This window comes from Hydrogenophaga flava NBRC 102514 (assembly GCF_001571145.1).
Lineage (GTDB): Bacteria > Pseudomonadota > Gammaproteobacteria > Burkholderiales > Burkholderiaceae_C > Hydrogenophaga > Hydrogenophaga flava.
In genome coordinates this window covers 1-16193 of sequence record NZ_BCTF01000016.1, presented here as the reverse complement: position 1 = coordinate 16193, position 16193 = coordinate 1, and the positions used below count along the sequence as shown (strand labels likewise).

The 16193-nt window shown below is 65.8% G+C and carries 17 protein-coding genes and 1 tRNA gene; 7 read left to right on the top strand and 11 right to left on the bottom strand.

Annotation, left to right across the window (positions count from 1 at the left end):
- Window positions 1-11: 11 nt before the first annotated feature.
- The 5 genes from HFL01S_RS14585 to HFL01S_RS14565 form a co-directional block, all read right to left on the bottom strand.
- Window positions 12-455 (bottom strand): FKBP-type peptidyl-prolyl cis-trans isomerase, encoded by a 444-nt coding sequence (locus HFL01S_RS14585; RefSeq protein WP_066259838.1) that lies wholly within the window; start codon window positions 453-455, stop codon window positions 12-14.
- Window positions 456-468: 13 nt separating this feature from the next.
- The gene (gene dusA, locus HFL01S_RS14580) at window positions 469-1497 is read right to left on the bottom strand and encodes a tRNA dihydrouridine(20/20a) synthase DusA (protein WP_066259836.1); all 1029 of its coding nucleotides are present in this window, start codon (window positions 1495-1497) and stop codon (window positions 469-471) included.
- A 71-nt stretch (window positions 1498-1568) separates the two neighbouring features.
- Window positions 1569-2306 (bottom strand): acetoacetyl-CoA reductase, encoded by a 738-nt coding sequence (phbB, locus tag HFL01S_RS14575; RefSeq protein WP_066259834.1) that lies wholly within the window; start codon window positions 2304-2306, stop codon window positions 1569-1571.
- 48 nt (window positions 2307-2354) lie between these two features.
- Window positions 2355-3536 (bottom strand): acetyl-CoA C-acetyltransferase, encoded by a 1182-nt coding sequence (locus tag HFL01S_RS14570; RefSeq protein WP_066259831.1) that lies wholly within the window; start codon window positions 3534-3536, stop codon window positions 2355-2357.
- A 75-nt stretch (window positions 3537-3611) separates the two neighbouring features.
- Window positions 3612-5441, bottom strand: a complete 1830-nt coding sequence (locus tag HFL01S_RS14565) for a PHA/PHB synthase family protein (RefSeq protein WP_066259830.1) — start codon at window positions 5439-5441, stop codon at window positions 3612-3614.
- Window positions 5442-5567: 126 nt separating this feature from the next.
- Here HFL01S_RS14565 and HFL01S_RS25740 point away from each other — a divergent pair, with 126 nt between their 5' ends.
- Window positions 5568-5867, top strand: coding sequence for a hypothetical protein (locus HFL01S_RS25740; RefSeq protein ID WP_084383322.1), 300 nt, complete (start codon window positions 5568-5570; stop codon window positions 5865-5867).
- Here the strand turns inward: HFL01S_RS25740 and pgeF are convergent.
- Genes pgeF through HFL01S_RS14545 form a run of 4 tightly spaced genes read right to left on the bottom strand, consistent with a single transcriptional unit; the run spans window position 5787 to window position 9701 of the window.
- Entirely contained in the window at window positions 5787-6572 is a 786-nt protein-coding gene (gene pgeF, locus HFL01S_RS14560; protein ID WP_066259829.1) for a peptidoglycan editing factor PgeF, read from the bottom strand. The genes HFL01S_RS25740 and pgeF overlap by 81 nt on opposite strands.
- Window positions 6572-7213, bottom strand: coding sequence for a maleylacetoacetate isomerase (gene maiA, locus HFL01S_RS14555; protein ID WP_066259827.1), 642 nt, complete (start codon window positions 7211-7213; stop codon window positions 6572-6574). The genes pgeF and maiA overlap by 1 nt, the downstream gene beginning before the upstream one ends.
- 20 nt (window positions 7214-7233) lie before the next feature.
- Window positions 7234-8130: a ribose-phosphate diphosphokinase gene (locus tag HFL01S_RS14550; protein WP_066259819.1), complete on the bottom strand. Its 897-nt coding sequence runs from the start codon at window positions 8128-8130 to the stop codon at window positions 7234-7236.
- Window positions 8130-9701, bottom strand: coding sequence for a thymidine phosphorylase family protein (locus HFL01S_RS14545; RefSeq protein ID WP_066259812.1), 1572 nt, complete (start codon window positions 9699-9701; stop codon window positions 8130-8132). The genes HFL01S_RS14550 and HFL01S_RS14545 overlap by 1 nt, the downstream gene beginning before the upstream one ends.
- A gap of 83 nt (window positions 9702-9784) precedes the next feature.
- On the opposite strand from HFL01S_RS14545, the gene HFL01S_RS14540 reads away from it, so the two are divergent.
- From HFL01S_RS14540 to HFL01S_RS14515, 6 genes are all read left to right on the top strand, one after another.
- On the top strand, window positions 9785-11170 hold the full coding sequence (locus tag HFL01S_RS14540; protein ID WP_066259810.1) for a Rieske 2Fe-2S domain-containing protein: 1386 nt from the start codon (window positions 9785-9787) through the stop codon (window positions 11168-11170).
- A complete protein-coding gene (locus HFL01S_RS14535) occupies window positions 11167-12645 on the top strand; it encodes a glutamine synthetase family protein (protein WP_066259803.1) in 1479 nt (492 codons plus the stop codon). The genes HFL01S_RS14540 and HFL01S_RS14535 overlap by 4 nt, the downstream gene beginning before the upstream one ends.
- A gap of 17 nt (window positions 12646-12662) precedes the next feature.
- On the top strand, window positions 12663-12992 hold the full coding sequence (locus tag HFL01S_RS14530) for a 2Fe-2S iron-sulfur cluster-binding protein (RefSeq protein ID WP_066259801.1): 330 nt from the start codon (window positions 12663-12665) through the stop codon (window positions 12990-12992).
- A 23-nt stretch (window positions 12993-13015) separates the two neighbouring features.
- Window positions 13016-13711, top strand: coding sequence for a fumarylacetoacetate hydrolase family protein (locus HFL01S_RS14525; RefSeq protein ID WP_066259800.1), 696 nt, complete (start codon window positions 13016-13018; stop codon window positions 13709-13711).
- Between the two features lie 84 nt (window positions 13712-13795).
- Window positions 13796-14854 (top strand): TRAP transporter substrate-binding protein, encoded by a 1059-nt coding sequence (locus HFL01S_RS14520; RefSeq protein WP_066259798.1) that lies wholly within the window; start codon window positions 13796-13798, stop codon window positions 14852-14854.
- 64 nt (window positions 14855-14918) lie between these two features.
- Window positions 14919-15473: an NUDIX hydrolase gene (locus HFL01S_RS14515; RefSeq protein WP_066259796.1), complete on the top strand. Its 555-nt coding sequence runs from the start codon at window positions 14919-14921 to the stop codon at window positions 15471-15473.
- A gap of 52 nt (window positions 15474-15525) precedes the next feature.
- Here the strand turns inward: HFL01S_RS14515 and HFL01S_RS14510 are convergent.
- Window positions 15526-15602 (bottom strand) — tRNA-Pro (locus HFL01S_RS14510).
- 35 nt (window positions 15603-15637) lie between these two features.
- On the bottom strand, window positions 15638-16087 hold the full coding sequence (locus tag HFL01S_RS14505; protein ID WP_066259794.1) for a MerR family transcriptional regulator: 450 nt from the start codon (window positions 16085-16087) through the stop codon (window positions 15638-15640).
- Window positions 16088-16193: the final 106 nt, after the last annotated feature.

The following is a 16193-nucleotide window of genomic DNA, read 5'->3' as shown; positions in this document are numbered from 1 at the left end:
GGCGGCCGGCCTCACTTGCCCGCGATGCCGAGCAGTTCGACCTCGAACAGCAGCGTTGCGTTGGGCGGAATCACACCGCCCGCGCCACGCTCACCGTAGGCGATCTGGCTCGGGCAGGTCAGCTTGGCTTTGCCGCCCACCTTCATGCGCTGCACGCCTTCGGTCCAGCAGGGAATCACGCGGCCCAGCGGGAACTCGATCGGCGTGCCGCGCGCGTAGGAGCTGTCGAACTCCTTGCCGTCAGGGAAGGTGCCCTTGTAGTGCACCTTGACCGTGTCGGCCGCCGTGGGGCTGGCGCCGTTGCCGTCCTTGAGCGAGCGGTAGACCAGGCCGGTCTTGGTGACCACGGCACCGGCCTCCTTGGCGGCGGCTTCGGTGACGGCGTTCTGGGCCGAGACGTTCAGGGACAACAGACCGGCAGACAGTGCGGCGGCGCAGATCAGCAAACGGGACATGGTGGGTGTTCTTTCAGTGGGTGGAAACAGAGGGTTCGAGCGAACTGTCGTCGCGTTGGGGCGCGCCGACGTGGGCCTGGGCCATTGCCCAGACTTCGCGCGGCGGCAGGGGTTTGAGGCGGTGGTCGCTCCAGACCTGGCGCCACTTGCGCGCGCCGTGCAGGCCGTGGCGCAGACCGAGCATGTGGCTGGCGATCGAATACCAGTTCACGCCGTCCTGCGCGTGGGCGCGTTCCATGTAGTCGATCATGGCCAGCTCGACCGCTTCGCGGGTGGGCACCGGACGTGAGGTATCGCCATAGAAGCGCTCGTCCCAGCCCGCCATCAGCCAGGGGTTGTGGTACGCCTCGCGGCCGACCATGACGCCGTCGACATGTTCAAGGTGCGTGGCGATCTGGTCGTCGGTCGTGATGCCGCCGTTGACCGAGATCGTCAGATCAGGAAAGTCCTGCTTGAGCCGGTGGGCCAACTCGTAGCGCAGCGGCGGAATCTCGCGGTTCTCCTTGGGCGACAGGCCCTTGAGCCAGGCGTTGCGCGCGTGGACCAGGAACACCTTGCAGCCGCCCTCGGCCACCGTGCCCACGAAGTCGCGCACGAAGTCGTAGCTCTCGACCTTGTCGATGCCGATGCGGTGCTTGACCGTGACGGGAATGTCCACCACATCGACCATGGCCTTGACGCAGTCGCGCACCAGCGCGGCCTCGCCCATCAGGCAGGCGCCGAAAGCACCGCGCAGCACACGCTCGCTCGGACAGCCGCAGTTGAGGTTGACCTCGTCGTAGCCATGCTCCTGGCCCATCTTCGCGCACACTGCCAGATCGGCCGGCTCGCTGCCACCAAGCTGCAGGGCCACCGGGTGCTCTTCTTCGTTGAAGAACAGGTGCTGCGCGGCGTTGCCGTGGATCAGCGCCCCGGTCGTCACCATCTCGGTGTACAGCAGGGTGTGGCGGGTGAGCAGGCGGTGGAAGTACCGGCAGTGGCGGTCGGTCCAGCCCATCATGGGGGCGACCGACAGGCGCCAGGGAGAAACGGAAAGAGACATGGGGCGGGATTATCCCGCGCCCAACAAAAAACCCGCCGAAGCGGGTTCCTTGTATCGCGTTTGCCGCGGGGTCACCCCATGTGCAAGCCACCGTTGACCGAGAAGTCCGCGCCGGTGGCGTAACCGCCCTCGTCGCTGGCCAGCCAGGCAATGATGGAAGCGATTTCCGAAGGTTCGCCCAGGCGCTTGACCGGCACCGTGGCGACGATTTTCTCCAGCACGTCGGGGCGGATGGCCTTGACCATGTCGGTGCCGATGTAGCCCGGGCTCACGGTGTTGACCGTCACACCCTTGGTCGCCAGTTCTTGTGCCAGCGCCATCGAGAAGCCGTGCATGCCGGCCTTGGCGGCCGAGTAGTTGGTCTGACCAGCTTGGCCCTTCTCACCGTTGACCGACGAGATGCTGATGATGCGGCCCCAGCCCTTTTCCACCATGTCCGGCACAACCTGTTTGGTCACGTTGAACATGGAGTCCAGGTTGGTGTTCATCACCGCGTCCCAGTCCTCCTTGGACATCTTCAGGAACATGCGGTCCTTGGTGATGCCGGCGTTGTTGACCAGCACATCGATGCTGCCGTGTTCGGCCTTGGCCTTGGTGAAGGCTTCGACGGTGGAATCCCAGTCACCCACGTTGCCGACTGAGGCGTAGAAGGTGTAGCCCAGCGCCTTCTGCTCGTCCAGCCACTTGTTGAAATCGCGGGTGGGGCCGCAGCCGGCGATGACCTTGAAGCCGTCCTTGTGCAGGCGCTGGCAGATTGCGGTGCCGATGCCGCCCATGCCGCCGGTGACGTATGCAACTTTTTGACTCATATGTGTGCTCCTCTAGGTGGTGCCGTTTGGCGAAAAAAGTGGTGGGTATCAGGCGCGTTCAACAGCAAGGGAGACGCCCATGCCGCCACCGATGCACAGCGCGGCCAGGCCCTTCTTCGCACCGCTGCGCTGCATTTCGTGCAGCAGCGTCACCAGGATGCGGCAGCCGGACGCGCCGATGGGGTGGCCGATGGCGATGGCGCCACCGTTGACGTTGACCTTGGCCGGATCGATGTCCAGCGCCTTGTTGACGGCGCAGGCCTGTGCGGCGAAGGCCTCGTTGAGTTCGAACAGATCGACGTCAGACGCCTTCCAGCCGGCGCGGGCCAGGGCCTTCTGCGACGCGGGCACAGGGCCCATGCCCATGGTGGCGGGGTCCAGGCCGGTGGTGCCGAAGGCGGCGATGCGCGCCAGCGGAGTCAGGCCCAGGGCAGCGGCCTTCTTGGCGCTCATCACCATCACGGCGGCGGCGCCATCGTTGATGCCCGAGGCGTTGCCGGCGGTCACGGAACCTGCCTTGTCAAAAGCGGGACGCAGACCGGCCAGCGCTTCGGCATTGGTCTTCTTGTTGATGAACTCATCGCTGTTGAACACCAGGGGATCACCCTTGCGCTGCGGAATGAGCACATCGACGATTTCATCCTTGAACTTGCCGGCGTCCTGCGCAGCGGAGGCTTTCTGCTGGCTGCCCAGCGCCAGGGCGTCCTGCATTTCGCGGGTGATGCCGTGGGCCTTGGCCACGTTTTCCGCGGTGATGCCCATGTGGTACTGGTTGTAGACGTCCCACAGCCCGTCGACGATCATGGTGTCGGTCATCTTCCAGTCGCCCATGCGCTGGCCGTCGCGGCTGCCATTCAGCACGTGCGGGCTGGCGCTCATGTTTTCCTGGCCACCGGCGATCACGATCTCGCTGTCGCCCCAGGCCACGGCCTGCGCGGCCAGCATCACGGCCTTCAGACCCGAGCCGCAGACGGCGTTGATGGTCAGGGCCGGGGTTTCCTTGGCGACGCCGGCTTTCATCATGGCCTGACGGGCCGGGTTCTGACCTGCGCCAGCGGCCAGCACCTGGCCCATGATGACTTCGCCAATGGCATCGGCGGGCAGGCCGCTGCGCTCCAGCAGCCCCTTGATGACGATGCTGCCGAGTTCGGTGGCCGGCGTCTTGGCGAGCGATCCGCCGAACTTGCCGACGGCGGTGCGGGCGGCAGAAACGATGACGATGTCTTCCATGTGGTTCTCCTTGAGAGGTGGGTGCAGCAAAGTGGGGGGCTTGCGTTCAGACTTGAACGCAAGCGGTCAGGACGATCAGGCCTTGGCCTTCACATAGCGGCCAGGCGCCGGCTCGATGGCGACGTACGCCTTGCCTTTGCCATAGGTTTTGGGCGCAGCAATTTGCTTGCCAGCCAGGGGTTTGAGCCACGCGGCCCAATCGGTCCACCAGCTGCCTTTGTGTTCAGTGGCGCCGTCGATCCACTCATTCACGTCGGCCGGAAACTGGCCGGCCGGACCGGTCCAGTGGCTGCGTTTGCCGGCGGCCGGCGGGTTGATCACACCGGCGATGTGGCCCGAGGCGCCCATGACGAAGCGCTTCTTGCCCGGGAACACCTGCGTGCTGGCATAGGCCCCGCCGATCGGCACGATGTGGTCTTCCCGCGAGCCGTAGATGTACACCGGCAGCTTGACCTTGCGGAAATCCACCTTGTGGCCGCAGACCGTGGTCTTGCCGGGCTTGACCAGATTGTTCTCCAGGTACATGTTGCGCAGGTACCAGGCGTAGTAAGGGCCGGGCAGGTTGGTCGCGTCGGAGTTCCAGTACAGCAGGTCGAACGGTGGCGGCGACTCGCCCTTGAGGTAGTTGCCGACGACGTAGTTCCAGACCAGGTCGTTCGGGCGCAGGAAGCTGAACGTGGTGGCCAGGTCGCGGCCCGGCATCAGCCCGCCCTGGGCAAACTGCATCTCGCGCATCTTGACGAACGGCTCGTCGATGAACACGTCCAGGATGCCCGTGTCGGTGAAGTCCACCAGTGTGGTCAGGAATGTGGCGCTGTGCACCCGCTCCTCGCCGCGCGCGGCCAGCACCGCCAGCGCGTTGCTGAGCATGGTGCCGCCCACACAGAAGCCGAGTGCATTGATCTGCTCGGCGCCGGTGATGTCCTGCGTGGTGGTGATCGCCTTGATGACGGCGTCTTCGATGTAGTCGTCCCAGGTCTTGTCCGCCAGCGAGGCGTCCGGATTGCGCCAGCTCACCACGAAGGTGCGGTTGCCCTGCTCGACGCAGTAGCGGATGAACGAGTTGGTGGGCTGCAGGTCGAGGATGTAGAACTTGTTGATGCAGGGCGGCACCAGCAGGAACGGGCGCTCATAGACCTTGGCCGTCAGTGGCTTGTATTCGATGAGCTGGAACAGCTCGTTCTCGAACACCACCGCGCCTTCGGTGGTGGCCACGTTCTTGCCGACCTCAAACACGCTCTCGTCCGTCATCGAGACGTGGCCCTGCTTGATGTCGTGCAGCAGGTTGGCCACACCCTTGGCGATGCTTTCGCCCTGGGTTTCGATGGCCTTCTTCTGCGCCTCGGCGTTGAAGGCCAGGAAGTTGCTGGGCGCGCTGGCGTCGATCCACTGCTGGACCGCAAAGCGCACCCGCGTGCGGGTCTTGGCATCACCCTCCACTGCATCGGCCAGGGCCATCAGCGTGCGGGCGTTGAGCAGGTGCACCGCCGCGGTGTAGGCGGCCACGGGGTTGCTGCCCCAGGATTCGTCTGCGAAGCGCCGGTCCCCTTTGGGCTGGACCGCCCCCCCCTGGTTCCACAGACCGGCCACGTCCTTGAGGTACTGGTTCTGGATCTCGAGCAGCTTGGCCGGATCGAAACTGACCTGGTGTCCGGTGGCCTGGGCCAGCAGATCACCCATGCCGGGCAACTGCCCCATCTGCGGCATCGGCATGCCAAACGGATGGGCCGCGCCGGTCTGCGGCATGAAGGCCTTGAAGGCTGCCAAGGGATCAGGGGAAGTGGTGGCGCCCTGCGCCGCCCCGGGAAAGGCCTGTGCGGCCTGGGTCCACTGCTGGATGAGCTGGTTCTGGAACTGCTCAGCCGCCTGCAGCCAGTCGGGCTGAGGTTTCTTACCAGATGTCATGCAAGTCTCCGATGTTTGTCCTGCGGCTTATTATCAAGTCCTCTTGGGCTTGAGGCCGGGTTTTCCCTAGTGTCTGTCTGCTCACTTCCAACAAACTGACAACAAACGCCCCGGTCGCAGGTCGCTATGTATCTGGTTGTGATCGCTTGGCTCTACGTGGTGCTGATGATGTCGGTGGCAGAAGCTACTGGCACCAACGGCTCTGTTCTTGGGGCCATTGTGACCTTTTTTCTTTACGGTTTAGTGCCGCTCTCATTGGTGGTTTTCCTTATGCTCACCCCGCAACGGCGAAAGGCCATCCGGGAGCGCGAGGCGGCCGAGGAAGCACTGCGCCAACAAGCGGCTTCAGACCTTCCAGATGCAGGCGGCCATGCGGCCGGTGCTGCCGAGCCGGGCAGCGTCCCTGCGGTGGGAAAAGAACCTTGACGACTGGGTGACGGTGCACCATGCATCGCTGCCATCGTTGCCGAACACCTTCGTCACACCCATCGCACCCAGACGCAGACGCGCCAGCGCCGGCAGGTTGGCCAGATACTTGCCTTCAGCGGGCAAGGCCTCGAAACACCGCGTGGCGTCGGCATCGACCGACACGAACGCTTCGCGCACCTCCGCACCGACCTCAAACGCCCTGGGACCGATGCACGGCCCCAGCCACACCAGCGGTGCCGCCGCCGTTGCGGACAAGACCTGCAAAGCCTGCATGGTGGTCTCCAGAATGCCGTGGCCGTCCTGGCCTGCGAGTCCGCGCCAGCCGGCGTGGGACGCGGCCACCGCCGATCCGTCGGGCAGGCACCAGAGCACCGGCAGGCAGTCGGCCACCATCACGGTGCAGGCCACACCAGGGTGCCCGGTCAGGCAGGCGTCGGCCTCGGTGCCATCGGGGGTGGCGCCATCAAGCGTGGCGACCTCCACACCGTGGACCTGAGACAGAAAGACCGGGCGCGCTCCGGTTGCTTCCTGCAGGCGCTGGCGGTTGGTGGTCACCGCCAGTGGGTCGTCCCGCACGTGGTCACCGAGGTTGAAGCTGTCGAACGGCGAGACCGAAACCCCGCCGTCCCGTGTTGTGAACAGTGCGTGGATGCCCGCAGGCAACGGCCAGTCGGGCACCAGCCATTCGGACGGCCCGCCCATCAGGGCTCGTTGTCGGGACAGGCCGAAGGCTGGGCCTGCTGGAACGCGGGCAGCGCCATGCAGGCCTCGAACGCCGCCATGGTGCGCGGCAGGCCGTCCATGGGCGTGTTGAAGCGCTGGCCGTTGAAGATCTGTGGCACCAGGCAGCAGTCGGCCAGCGTCGGCGTGTCGCCATAGCAGTAACGGCCGGCGGGCAACTGGCTGAGCTGGCGCTCGAAGGCCTCCAGACCGGTGCGCACCCAGTGGCGGTACCAGGTGTTCTTGGCTTCTTCGTCGATCTTGAGCGTGCCCGCTAGGTACTTGAGTACGCGCAGGTTGTTGATGGGGTGGATCTCGCAGGCGATCGACTGCGCCAGCGCGCGCACCCGGGCGCGACCGATGGCATCGCCCGGCACCAGCGCCGGCTCTGGGTGGGTTTCGTCGAGGTACTCGATGATGGCCATGGACTGCGACAGGCGCGTGCCATCGTCCAGCTCCAGCAGCGGCACCAGCCCGTCGGCGGCGATGTCAGCGTAGGCGGACTTCTTGTGCTCCCCCTTGGCCAGGTGCACCGGCACATAGTCGTAGGCAATGCCTTTGAGTGCCAGCGCGATGCGCACGCGGAAGGACGCCGAGGAACGGAAGTAGTTGTAGAGCTTCATGATGCAAGCATAAGGGGATGTCAGAGGCCACGCAGCCTTGCGGCCACGGTCGGCACGATGCTCACGGCGTTGCTGGGGTGGGGGATGCAGTCGGTGCTCCAGATGCGGTCCACGCCTGCTTCCCGGATCAGCGCCACAGCGCCTTCTGCAAACAGCGCGTGCGTCACCGCCACGTCGACCGACGCCGCACCGGCCTCGCGCAGCAGTGTGGCCGCGCGCGCCAGCGTGTGGCCAGAGCTGGCCACATCGTCCATCAGCACCACCGCCCTGCCCCGAACCGCCAGCGTGGGCAGCTCGATGTCGACCTGGCGGTCACCGTGTCGGGTCTTGCGGCACACGCCGTGCTCCCAGCCATGGCGCCGGGCCGCCTGCGCCACCCATTGCAGCGACTCTTCGTCGGGCCCGATCAGCAGCACGTCGCCCGGACACACCGAGGCGATGTGGTCGGACAGCAGGGGTGCGCCATCAAGCACGATGGCGTCCCGCACGGGGATCGTCTCCTGCAGCGTGGTCACACGGTGCAGGTGCGGGTCGACCGTGATCACCGCGTCGAACAGGTCCGCCAGAAACGCCCCGACGATGCGCTGGCTCACCGCCTCACCCGGGTTGAACGCGATGTCCTGCCGCATGTAGGCCAGGTAGGGCACCACCAGGGTCAGATGCTGTGCGCCGAGGGTTCGTGCCGCGCGGGCCACCAGCATCAGCTCCACCAGCTTTTCGTTGGGCTGGTGCAGACCGCGCCAGACCACCACCCGCAGCGGCAGCGCCTCGGGCAGCCGCAGCTTCACCTCGCCATCGGGGAAGCGGTGCCGCTCCACGATCGCCAGCGTCAAACCCGTCTGGTCGGCGCAGGCCTGCGCCACCGCGCGTTCATCGTCGAAACACAGCAGCACGCCCGACAAAGGAACAGAAGACATCAGGACTCCACAAAAACCTGGGGAATCTGGGCGGCCGTACCCAGCGAGACCCCGCAGTGCCGCTCCACGGCGTGGCGTGCGAAGTGCAGGTCGGACGGGTAGTCGGCGTGGATGCGGTAGAGCACCTGGCCGGCGCACACCGTGTCGCCGAGCCGGCACATCAGGTCCACGCCAGCGCCCTTGACCTTGGGCGCGCCGGCCAGTCGCGCGATCTGGGCTATCTGCAGGTTGTCGACGCCGATCACGACGCCATCGGTGGTCGCGGGCACCTCCAGGGTCAGCGCCCCGAGCGCCGGATGGTGGTGATCGAAACCGTGCGAGCCCTGCGCCGCGATGATGGCTTGCATGCGGCTGAGCGCCCGGCCCGATTCCAGGATGTCTCGCGCAATCGCATAGCCCTGACCACCACGCACATCCGGGCTGCACTCAATCAGACGCCCCGCCAGCCGCAGCGACTTCTGCCGCAGGTCGTCCGGCGCCTCCGGGTCGTTCTCCAGCACGCGCATCACGTCGCGCGCCTCCAGCGCCGGGCCGATGCCGCGGCCCACCGGCTGGCGGCCATCGGTGATGACCACGTCCAGCGACAGGTGCAGGCGCTGCGCGACGTACTCGAACAGGCGGCGCAGCTTCTGCGCCTCGGGCATGGAGCGCACCTTGGCGGTGGGGCCGATGGGAATGTCCAGCACCAGGTGCGTGGCGCCAGCGGCCATCTTCTTGGACAGGATGGAAGCCACCATCTGCCCCGGCGAATCGAGCGCCAGCGGCCGCTCGACGGAGATCAGCACATCGTCGGCCGGCGACAGGTCGGCCGTGCCGCCCCAGGCCAGACAGCCCCGGTGGTCGCGCACGATGTCGGTCAGCCGGTCGAACGGCAGCTCCACATTGGCCAGCACCTCCATCGTGTCGGCCGTGCCAGCCGGCGAGGTGATGGCGCGCGAGGATGTCTTGGGAAAGACCAGGCCGTAGGCCGCGACGATGGGCACCACCAGCATCGAGGTGCGGTTGCCGGGAATGCCACCGATGCAGTGCTTGTCCACCACCAGCGACTCGCGCCAGTCCAGCCGCCGCCCGCTGGCCACCATGGCCTCGGTCAGGAACGAGACCTCCTCCCGGTCCAGCTCGCTGCGGTTGCAGGCCACGACAAAAGCGGTGAGCTCGATCTTGGAATAGCGGTGGCGGGCGATGTCGCCGACGATGGCGTGAAAGTCGTCGCGGCTGAGCCGCTCGCCATTGATCTTGCGGAACAGGGCCGGGATCGAGGCCGGCGGCTCGGCCTGCGTCACCGACGCCGGATGGCCCTCGGCCACCTCAAGCTGCGCAAACGCATCCTCGGACACACCGATCTGCTGACAACCCACCAGCGCCGGATCGTCGACCACGTTGAGCGTGGCCAGAATGCTGCGCCCGTTGGCGCGCACCTCGACCTTGGAGAGGGCCTGGAAGCCCTCGGCCCGCACCACCGCGCAGTCGCGGTGCAGGTAGGCCACGTTTTCGCGCCAGGTGTCGATCGCCACACGGCGCAGCGTCAGGCCGGCACCTGCGCCGGGGGTGGATGTCTCAGGTGTCTCCATGGCTCCACGATACACCGCCCCAGGCCGCTTCGAGGCGGCAGAAATCGGTTAATGTTTTGCCACCCCAAGCAGGAGACGCGCCCATGAAAGCAGAACAGAACCAGCGCCTGACCCAGGTCGGTCCCGGCACCCCCGGGGGCGAATTGCTGCGGCGCTACTGGCAACCTGTGGCCATGCTGGACGAGTTCGATCCGGCGCTGGACCCGCCGATGGCGATCCGCCCGGTCAAGGCAGTGAAGCTGCTGGGCCAGGACTTCGTGCTGTTCAAGGACGCCCAGGGGCGCTTCGGCCTGCTGGACCGCGACTGCCCACACCGCGGCGCCGACCTGGCCTATGGCCGCAACGAAGGCGACGGCCTGCGCTGCCCCTTCCATGGCTGGAAGTTCGACGTGAGCGGTCAGTGCACCGAGACCCCTGCGGAACCTGCGGGCAGCACGCTCTGCCAGCGCATCCGGCAGCGCAGCTACCCGTTGGTCGAAAAGGCGGGCGCGCTGTTCGCCTGGCTCGGTCCGGAGGGTCAGACACCTCCGCCCTTCCCTGCGCTGGACTGTTTCGTCGCCCCTGCTTCGCACAGCTTTGTTTTCAAAGGTCTTTGGCATTGCAACTGGCTGCAGGCTTTCGAGGTCGGTATTGACCCGGCGCATGCCTCCTACCTGCACCGCTTCTTCAACGACGCCCCGCTGGAAGGCAGCTACGGCAAGCAGTTCCGCGGCGCCAGCGCGGGTGACATCGGTGGCGAACGCTGGCCAATGACGCGCGTGATGCGCGAGTTCGACCAGCCCGAGATCTCCTTCACCCAGCAGCCCTGGGGGCTGCAGCTGACCGCACTGCGCCCGCTGAACGAGGCGCTGACCCATGTGCGGGTGACCAACGACGTGTTCCCGCAGACCTTCGTGATCCCGCTGTCGGAGACCGTGACGATCACGCAGATGCATGTGCCGGTGGACGACACCCGCAACTACTGGTATGCCTTCTTCACCAGCTTCGATGCGCCGGTGGACAAGGCCACCATGCGCCAGCAGCGGCTGAAGGCCGTGACACTGCCCGACTACATCCCCAAGGCTGGGCGCTGGAACCAGTGGGGCTTCAACCCCGAGGAGCAGCAGAACCGCACCTTCCTGGGCATGGGCGAGGACGACATCAACGTGCACGACCAGTGGGCCTGCGAGAGCATGGGTGCCATACAGGACCGCACGCGCGAGCACCTGGGCACGACCGACAAGGTCATCATGGCCCACCGCCGCCTGCTGCTGCAGGCCATGGACACCGTGGCGCAGGGCGGTACGGCGCCAGGCATCGGCGATGCGGCCCAGGCCGCTGGCATCACCGGGCCCGACACGGTCGACGGCATCGCACCTGCCCAGGGCTGGCAGGACTGGTGGCAACGCGCGGTGCGCGACAAGCGCGAGGGTGCGCCGTGGTCAAGCGCAGTCGAACCGGCACAGACGCTGCTGGCTGGCGCCAAATGACGTCGCTCGTCGAACGCTGCGGCCTGCACGACACCCACCGGGAAGCGGCCTGCCTGCGCGCCGCCGAGCTGATCGAGTCCAGCGGCGTCCAGCGCGTGCGCATGGGCTGGTGCGATGTGCACGGACAGTTGCGCGGCAAGACCCTGATGACGCACGCCGCGGTCAGGGCCCTGCGCGACGGCGTCGGCATGGTCGGCACCATGATGCTCAAGGACACCTCGGATCACACCGCCTGGAAGGTGTTCGAGGCTGGGGGTACCGAAGGCCTGACCGGGTTCGCCGGCGCCTCCAACCTGATGCTGCTGCCCGACCCCGAGAGCTTCACCCTGCTGCCCTGGAGCGCGGGCACGGGCTGGTTGCGCTGCCAGCCCTGGTACGGCAACGGAACGCCGGTGACGCTGGACAGCCGGCACGTCCTGCAGCAGGCCCTGTCCAGGCTTTCGATGGCCGGCTTCGGCCTCAAGACCGGCCTGGAGGTCGAATTTCACATCTACCGCATCACCGACGAAGCACCTCAGCTCGATCCCGAACTCGCAGGCTGGCCCGGAATGCCACCGACGATCCAGATGATCCACCCCGGCTACAACCTGCAGGCCGAGGCCATGATGGACATGGCCGACGAGCCGCTGCGCATCGTGATGCAGACCGCCCAGGCACTGGGTCTGCCGCTGCAGTCGCTGGAGATCGAGCTGGGCCCGAGCCAGGTCGAGGCAGTCTTCGACGCCACCGACGCGCTGACCGCCGCCGACCAGATGGTGCTGTTCCGCAACGGCGTGCGACAGGCACTGCGCCGCGCCGGCTACCTGGCCACCTTCATGTGCCGCCCGCCCTTCCCCCACATCATGTCCAGCGGCTGGCACCTGCACCAGTCGCTGGTGGAGCGCGACAGCGGCCGCAACGGTTGCGAGCGCACAGTGCCCGCCGAGGGCAGCACGGTGCGCGACGCCCGCCACACCCTTTCGGACGCCGGCGCCCACTGGCTGGCCGGCCTGCTGGCGCATGCACCGGGCATGACCGCGCTGTGTACCCCCACCATCAACGGATTTGGCCGTTTTCGCCCCAACGCCCTGGCGCCGCAGCACATTCTCTGGGGCCAGGACAACCGCGGCGCGATGTTGCCCGTGGTGGGCGCCGCAGGCGACCCCGCCACCCGGATTGAAAACCGCATCGGCGAGCCCGCAGCCAACCCCTACCTCTACATGGCATCCCAGATCCATGCCGGGCTGGACGGTCTGCTGCGCGGCCTGGAACCACCGCCTGCCACCGACAATCCCTACGCCACCGGCCACGCTCGCCTGCCGGACAACCTGGGCGATGCCCTGGCCGCCCTGCGGGCCGACGAGGCGCTGATGAACGGACTGGGCGCTGCGGTGGTCGAGCACTTCTGCCGCATCAAGCAGTCCGAAATCAATCGCCACGCCGACGCCCAGGACAAGACCGACTTCGAGCGGCGCGAATACTTCAGCCGCTACTGATCCACTTCTTTTTTCACATGAGCACCATCCACATCCGTTTCGTCCACGCCGACCAGACCGAAAAAACCATCACCGCCGCCACCGGCCAGAGCTTGATGAAAGCCGCCGTCGATTCCGATGTCCACGGAATCGAAGCCGACTGCGGCGGCGTGCTCACCTGCGCCACCTGCCACGTCATGATCGACAGCCCCTGGGCCGAGAAGCTGCCCAAACCGGTGGCCGACGAAACCGACATGCTCGATTTCGCGGCCAGCCCGGTTGAGGCCGGCAGCCGGCTGAGCTGTCAGGTCCGGCTGACGCCGGAGCTCGATGGCCTGGTGGTCCGCCTGCCTGTCTCGCAACACTGACCCAGAACCCTGAAAGGTCACCGATGAGCTACACCTTCGCCCCGCCCGCCGTCGTCTCTGTGCCCGTGGTGGGCCGCGCCGACAGCTTTCCCGTGCACCGCATCTACTGCGTGGGCCGCAACTACGAAGAACACGCCAAGGAAATGGGCTTCACCGGCCGAGAGCCACCGTTCTTCTTCCTCAAACCGGCCGACGCCATCGTGGTGGCCGAAGCCGGACAGACCGCCACCATCCCCTACCCGTCGCTCACCGGCAACCTGCACCACGAGATCGAGCTGGTCGTCGCCATCGGCCGGGGTGGACGGAACATCAAGGCGGCCGATGCCGCCAGCCACATCTACGGCTACGCCGTGGGTCTGGACATGACCCGCAGGGACCTCCAGAACGACATGAAAAAACAGGGCCGCCCCTGGTGCATCGGCAAGGCCTTCGACCAGTCCGCGCCCATCGGCCCTATCACCCCCGCTGCCGAGGCCGGTGACATCGCCACCGCAGCGATCTGGGTCCAGGTCAACGGCGCAGACCGTCAGCGCAGCAACGTCTCGAAGCTCATCTGGAACATCGCGGAAACCATCGAGCACCTTTCCGCAGCCTGGGAACTGCAGCCCGGCGACCTGATCTACACCGGCACGCCCGAAGGTGTGGCGGCCGTGGTCAGCGGCGACACCATGAGCGGCGGTGTCGAAGGGCTCACGGGCATTACGGTGCACGTGGCGTGATTCGGCAAGGGTAAACCCCCAGAAGCCGCTCCCTAGAATGGAACGCCTCTGATCCGCTGTTCCAGAAACCATAGGAGCCACAACATGATCCAGCGCAGAACCCTGCTGCAATCCGGTGCCGCCGTCGCCTTCGGCGCACCCGCCCTCGTCGGCCTTGCCCAGCAAAGCGTGACCCTCAAGTTCCACACCTTCATGGCGCCACAGTCCAACGTGTGGCTGAACATGCACAAGGCCTGGATGGATAAGGTCACCAAGGACTCCGATGGCCGCATCAAGTTCGAGGCCTACCCGGCGATGCAGCTGGGCGGCTCGCCGGTGCAGCTCTACGACCAGGCCAAGGACGGCGTGGTGGACATCGTCTGGACCCTGCCGGGCAACACGCCGGGCCGCTTCCCGCGCATCGAGGTGTTCGAGCTGCCCTTCATGATGAACAACGCCGAAGCGACTTCCCGTGCCTACTGGGAATATGTGCAAACCGTCGCCGCGGATGAATTCAAGGAGGTGCACCCCATCGCACTGCAGGTGCATGGCCCCGGCATGTTCCACATGCGCGACAAGCTGGTGAAGACCGCAGCTGACCTGCAGGGCTCCAAGGTGCGCGGCCCCACCCGGCAGATCACCAAGATGCTGGGCTACCTGGGCGCCACGCCGGTGGGCATGCCGCTGCCGCAAATCCCCGACGCGCTGTCCAAAGGCGTGATCAACGGCTGCGTGATTCCCTGGGAGGTGGTGCCCTCGGTCAAGGTGCACGAGCTCACCAAGTTCCACAGCGAGTTCGACCCGGCGGGCGGTGCGCTGTACACCACCACATTCATCATGGCGATGAACAAGGCCAAGTACGCCTCGCTGCCGCCCGACCTCAAGGCCATCATCGACAAGAACTCGGGCATCGAAACCTCCGGCTGGCTGGGCAAGGTGCAGCAGGGCGGAGACGTTCCCGGTCGCGAGGCGGCGGTCAAGCAAGGCAACACCATCCACTCCATCCCAGCGACCGAGGCCCAGGAGTTCAAGCGCAAGGCGCGACTGGTCGAAGTCGAGTGGATGCAGGACATGGACAAGCGCGGCTTCAACGGCAAGCAGTTGCTGGACACCGCCAAGGCCCTGATCGAGAAGCACGGTAAGGCCACCACGAAGAAAGCCTGACAACCGTTGGCTTCACAAGGGCTCCCAAGGGAGCCCTTTTTGTTCAGCCCCTACACTCGACGCCATGTTTCGCAGCCCGATCCAGCACTGCCGCCAATGCGGCGCACCCGTGGTCTACCGCCTGCCCGACGATGGGGACACCAAGCCCCGCGCGGTCTGCACCGCATGCGCCACCGTGCACTATGAAAACCCGCTCAACGTGGTCGGCACCGTGCCGGTCTGGGGAGAGGACGGAGCCCAGGTGCTGCTGTGCCTGCGCAACATCGAACCGCGGCGAGGCAAGTGGACGTTGCCGGCCGGCTTCATGGAGTTGGGTGAAACCACTGCCGAGGGTGCACAGCGCGAAACCATCGAAGAAGCCGGCGCCAGCATCGAGCTCGGACCACTGTTCACGCTGATGAATGTCTCGCGCGTGGGTCAGGTCCACATGTACTACCGGGCACGGTTGCTCAACGACCGCTTCGACCCAGGCGTTGAAACCATCGAGGCCCGCCTGTTCACGGAAGAACAGATCCCCTGGGACGAGATCGCCTTCCGCACCGTCCGTGAAACCCTGGAGCGCTATTTCGCTGATCGCCGCCAAGGGCATTTCGACTTTCACACCATCGACATTGCCTGACCGACAGAAATGAAAAAGCCCGCAATCTTTCGATTGCGGGCTTTTCAATAAATGGTCGGCGTGGCGGGATTCGAACTCGCGACCCCTTGCACCCCATGCAAGTGCGCTACCAGGCTGCGCTACACGCCGACAAGCCTTGCATTATAGCGTGCAAATAGAGCAATTCACACTGGCGAAGTAAGAAGCTCTCGGATTTCGAGCAATTCCCGCCGCACACCCAGCAACGCTGCCGAGGGTTGCTCGGGAACCGCAGGGACGGCCTCGACCGACAGCTCGTCCTCAGCATCCCCCAGGACGTCGTATCCGACCGAATCGGCGAAATCATCATCTTGCGCACGGCGCCTGTCCCGCTCGGCCTGCACCAGCTCCTGAAGCTTGTTGCGGGCTCCACTGATGGTGAAGCCTTGGTCGTACAGCAACTCCCGGATCCGCCGGATCATGAGCACTTCGTGGTGCTGGTAGTAGCGTCGGTTGCCGCGCCTCTTCATCGGGCGCAATTGGGTGAACTCCTGCTCCCAGTAGCGCAGCACATGCGGCTTGACACCACACAACTCGCCCACTTCCCCAATGGTGAAGTAGCGTTTTGCTGGGATCGGGGGAAGCGATTTTTCCATCAAAATCAATGCGGTATAGACCGAACCTTGAAATTTACTCTAAGCGCAGGTGCCGCGCGCTGCACACTGGAAAAAACCGTACAAACTGTTGCAAATCCATCTCTTC

What these genes read in the sequence shown, in the direction of transcription:
- HFL01S_RS14530 (WP_066259801.1), top strand. Translation starts at nt 12,663, where the DNA reads ATGAGCACCATCCACATCCGTTTCGTCCACGCCGACCAGACCGAAAAA.
- HFL01S_RS14540 (WP_066259810.1), top strand. Translation starts at nt 9,785, where the DNA reads ATGAAAGCAGAACAGAACCAGCGCCTGACCCAGGTCGGTCCCGGCACC.
- HFL01S_RS25740 (WP_084383322.1), top strand. Translation starts at nt 5,568, where the DNA reads ATGTATCTGGTTGTGATCGCTTGGCTCTACGTGGTGCTGATGATGTCG.
- HFL01S_RS14565 (WP_066259830.1), bottom strand. Translation starts at nt 5,441, where the DNA reads ATGACATCTGGTAAGAAACCTCAGCCCGACTGGCTGCAGGCGGCTGAG.
- HFL01S_RS14525 (WP_066259800.1), top strand. Translation starts at nt 13,016, where the DNA reads ATGAGCTACACCTTCGCCCCGCCCGCCGTCGTCTCTGTGCCCGTGGTG.
- dusA (WP_066259836.1), bottom strand. Translation starts at nt 1,497, where the DNA reads ATGTCTCTTTCCGTTTCTCCCTGGCGCCTGTCGGTCGCCCCCATGATG.
- HFL01S_RS14535 (WP_066259803.1), top strand. Translation starts at nt 11,167, where the DNA reads ATGACGTCGCTCGTCGAACGCTGCGGCCTGCACGACACCCACCGGGAA.
- maiA (WP_066259827.1), bottom strand. Translation starts at nt 7,213, where the DNA reads ATGAAGCTCTACAACTACTTCCGTTCCTCGGCGTCCTTCCGCGTGCGC.
- phbB (WP_066259834.1), bottom strand. Translation starts at nt 2,306, where the DNA reads ATGAGTCAAAAAGTTGCATACGTCACCGGCGGCATGGGCGGCATCGGC.
- HFL01S_RS14570 (WP_066259831.1), bottom strand. Translation starts at nt 3,536, where the DNA reads ATGGAAGACATCGTCATCGTTTCTGCCGCCCGCACCGCCGTCGGCAAG.
- HFL01S_RS14550 (WP_066259819.1), bottom strand. Translation starts at nt 8,130, where the DNA reads ATGTCTTCTGTTCCTTTGTCGGGCGTGCTGCTGTGTTTCGACGATGAA.
- HFL01S_RS14585 (WP_066259838.1), bottom strand. Translation starts at nt 455, where the DNA reads ATGTCCCGTTTGCTGATCTGCGCCGCCGCACTGTCTGCCGGTCTGTTG.
- HFL01S_RS14545 (WP_066259812.1), bottom strand. Translation starts at nt 9,701, where the DNA reads ATGGAGACACCTGAGACATCCACCCCCGGCGCAGGTGCCGGCCTGACG.
- HFL01S_RS14520 (WP_066259798.1), top strand. Translation starts at nt 13,796, where the DNA reads ATGATCCAGCGCAGAACCCTGCTGCAATCCGGTGCCGCCGTCGCCTTC.
- HFL01S_RS14505 (WP_066259794.1), bottom strand. Translation starts at nt 16,087, where the DNA reads ATGGAAAAATCGCTTCCCCCGATCCCAGCAAAACGCTACTTCACCATT.
- HFL01S_RS14515 (WP_066259796.1), top strand. Translation starts at nt 14,919, where the DNA reads ATGTTTCGCAGCCCGATCCAGCACTGCCGCCAATGCGGCGCACCCGTG.
- pgeF (WP_066259829.1), bottom strand. Translation starts at nt 6,572, where the DNA reads ATGGGCGGGCCGTCCGAATGGCTGGTGCCCGACTGGCCGTTGCCTGCG.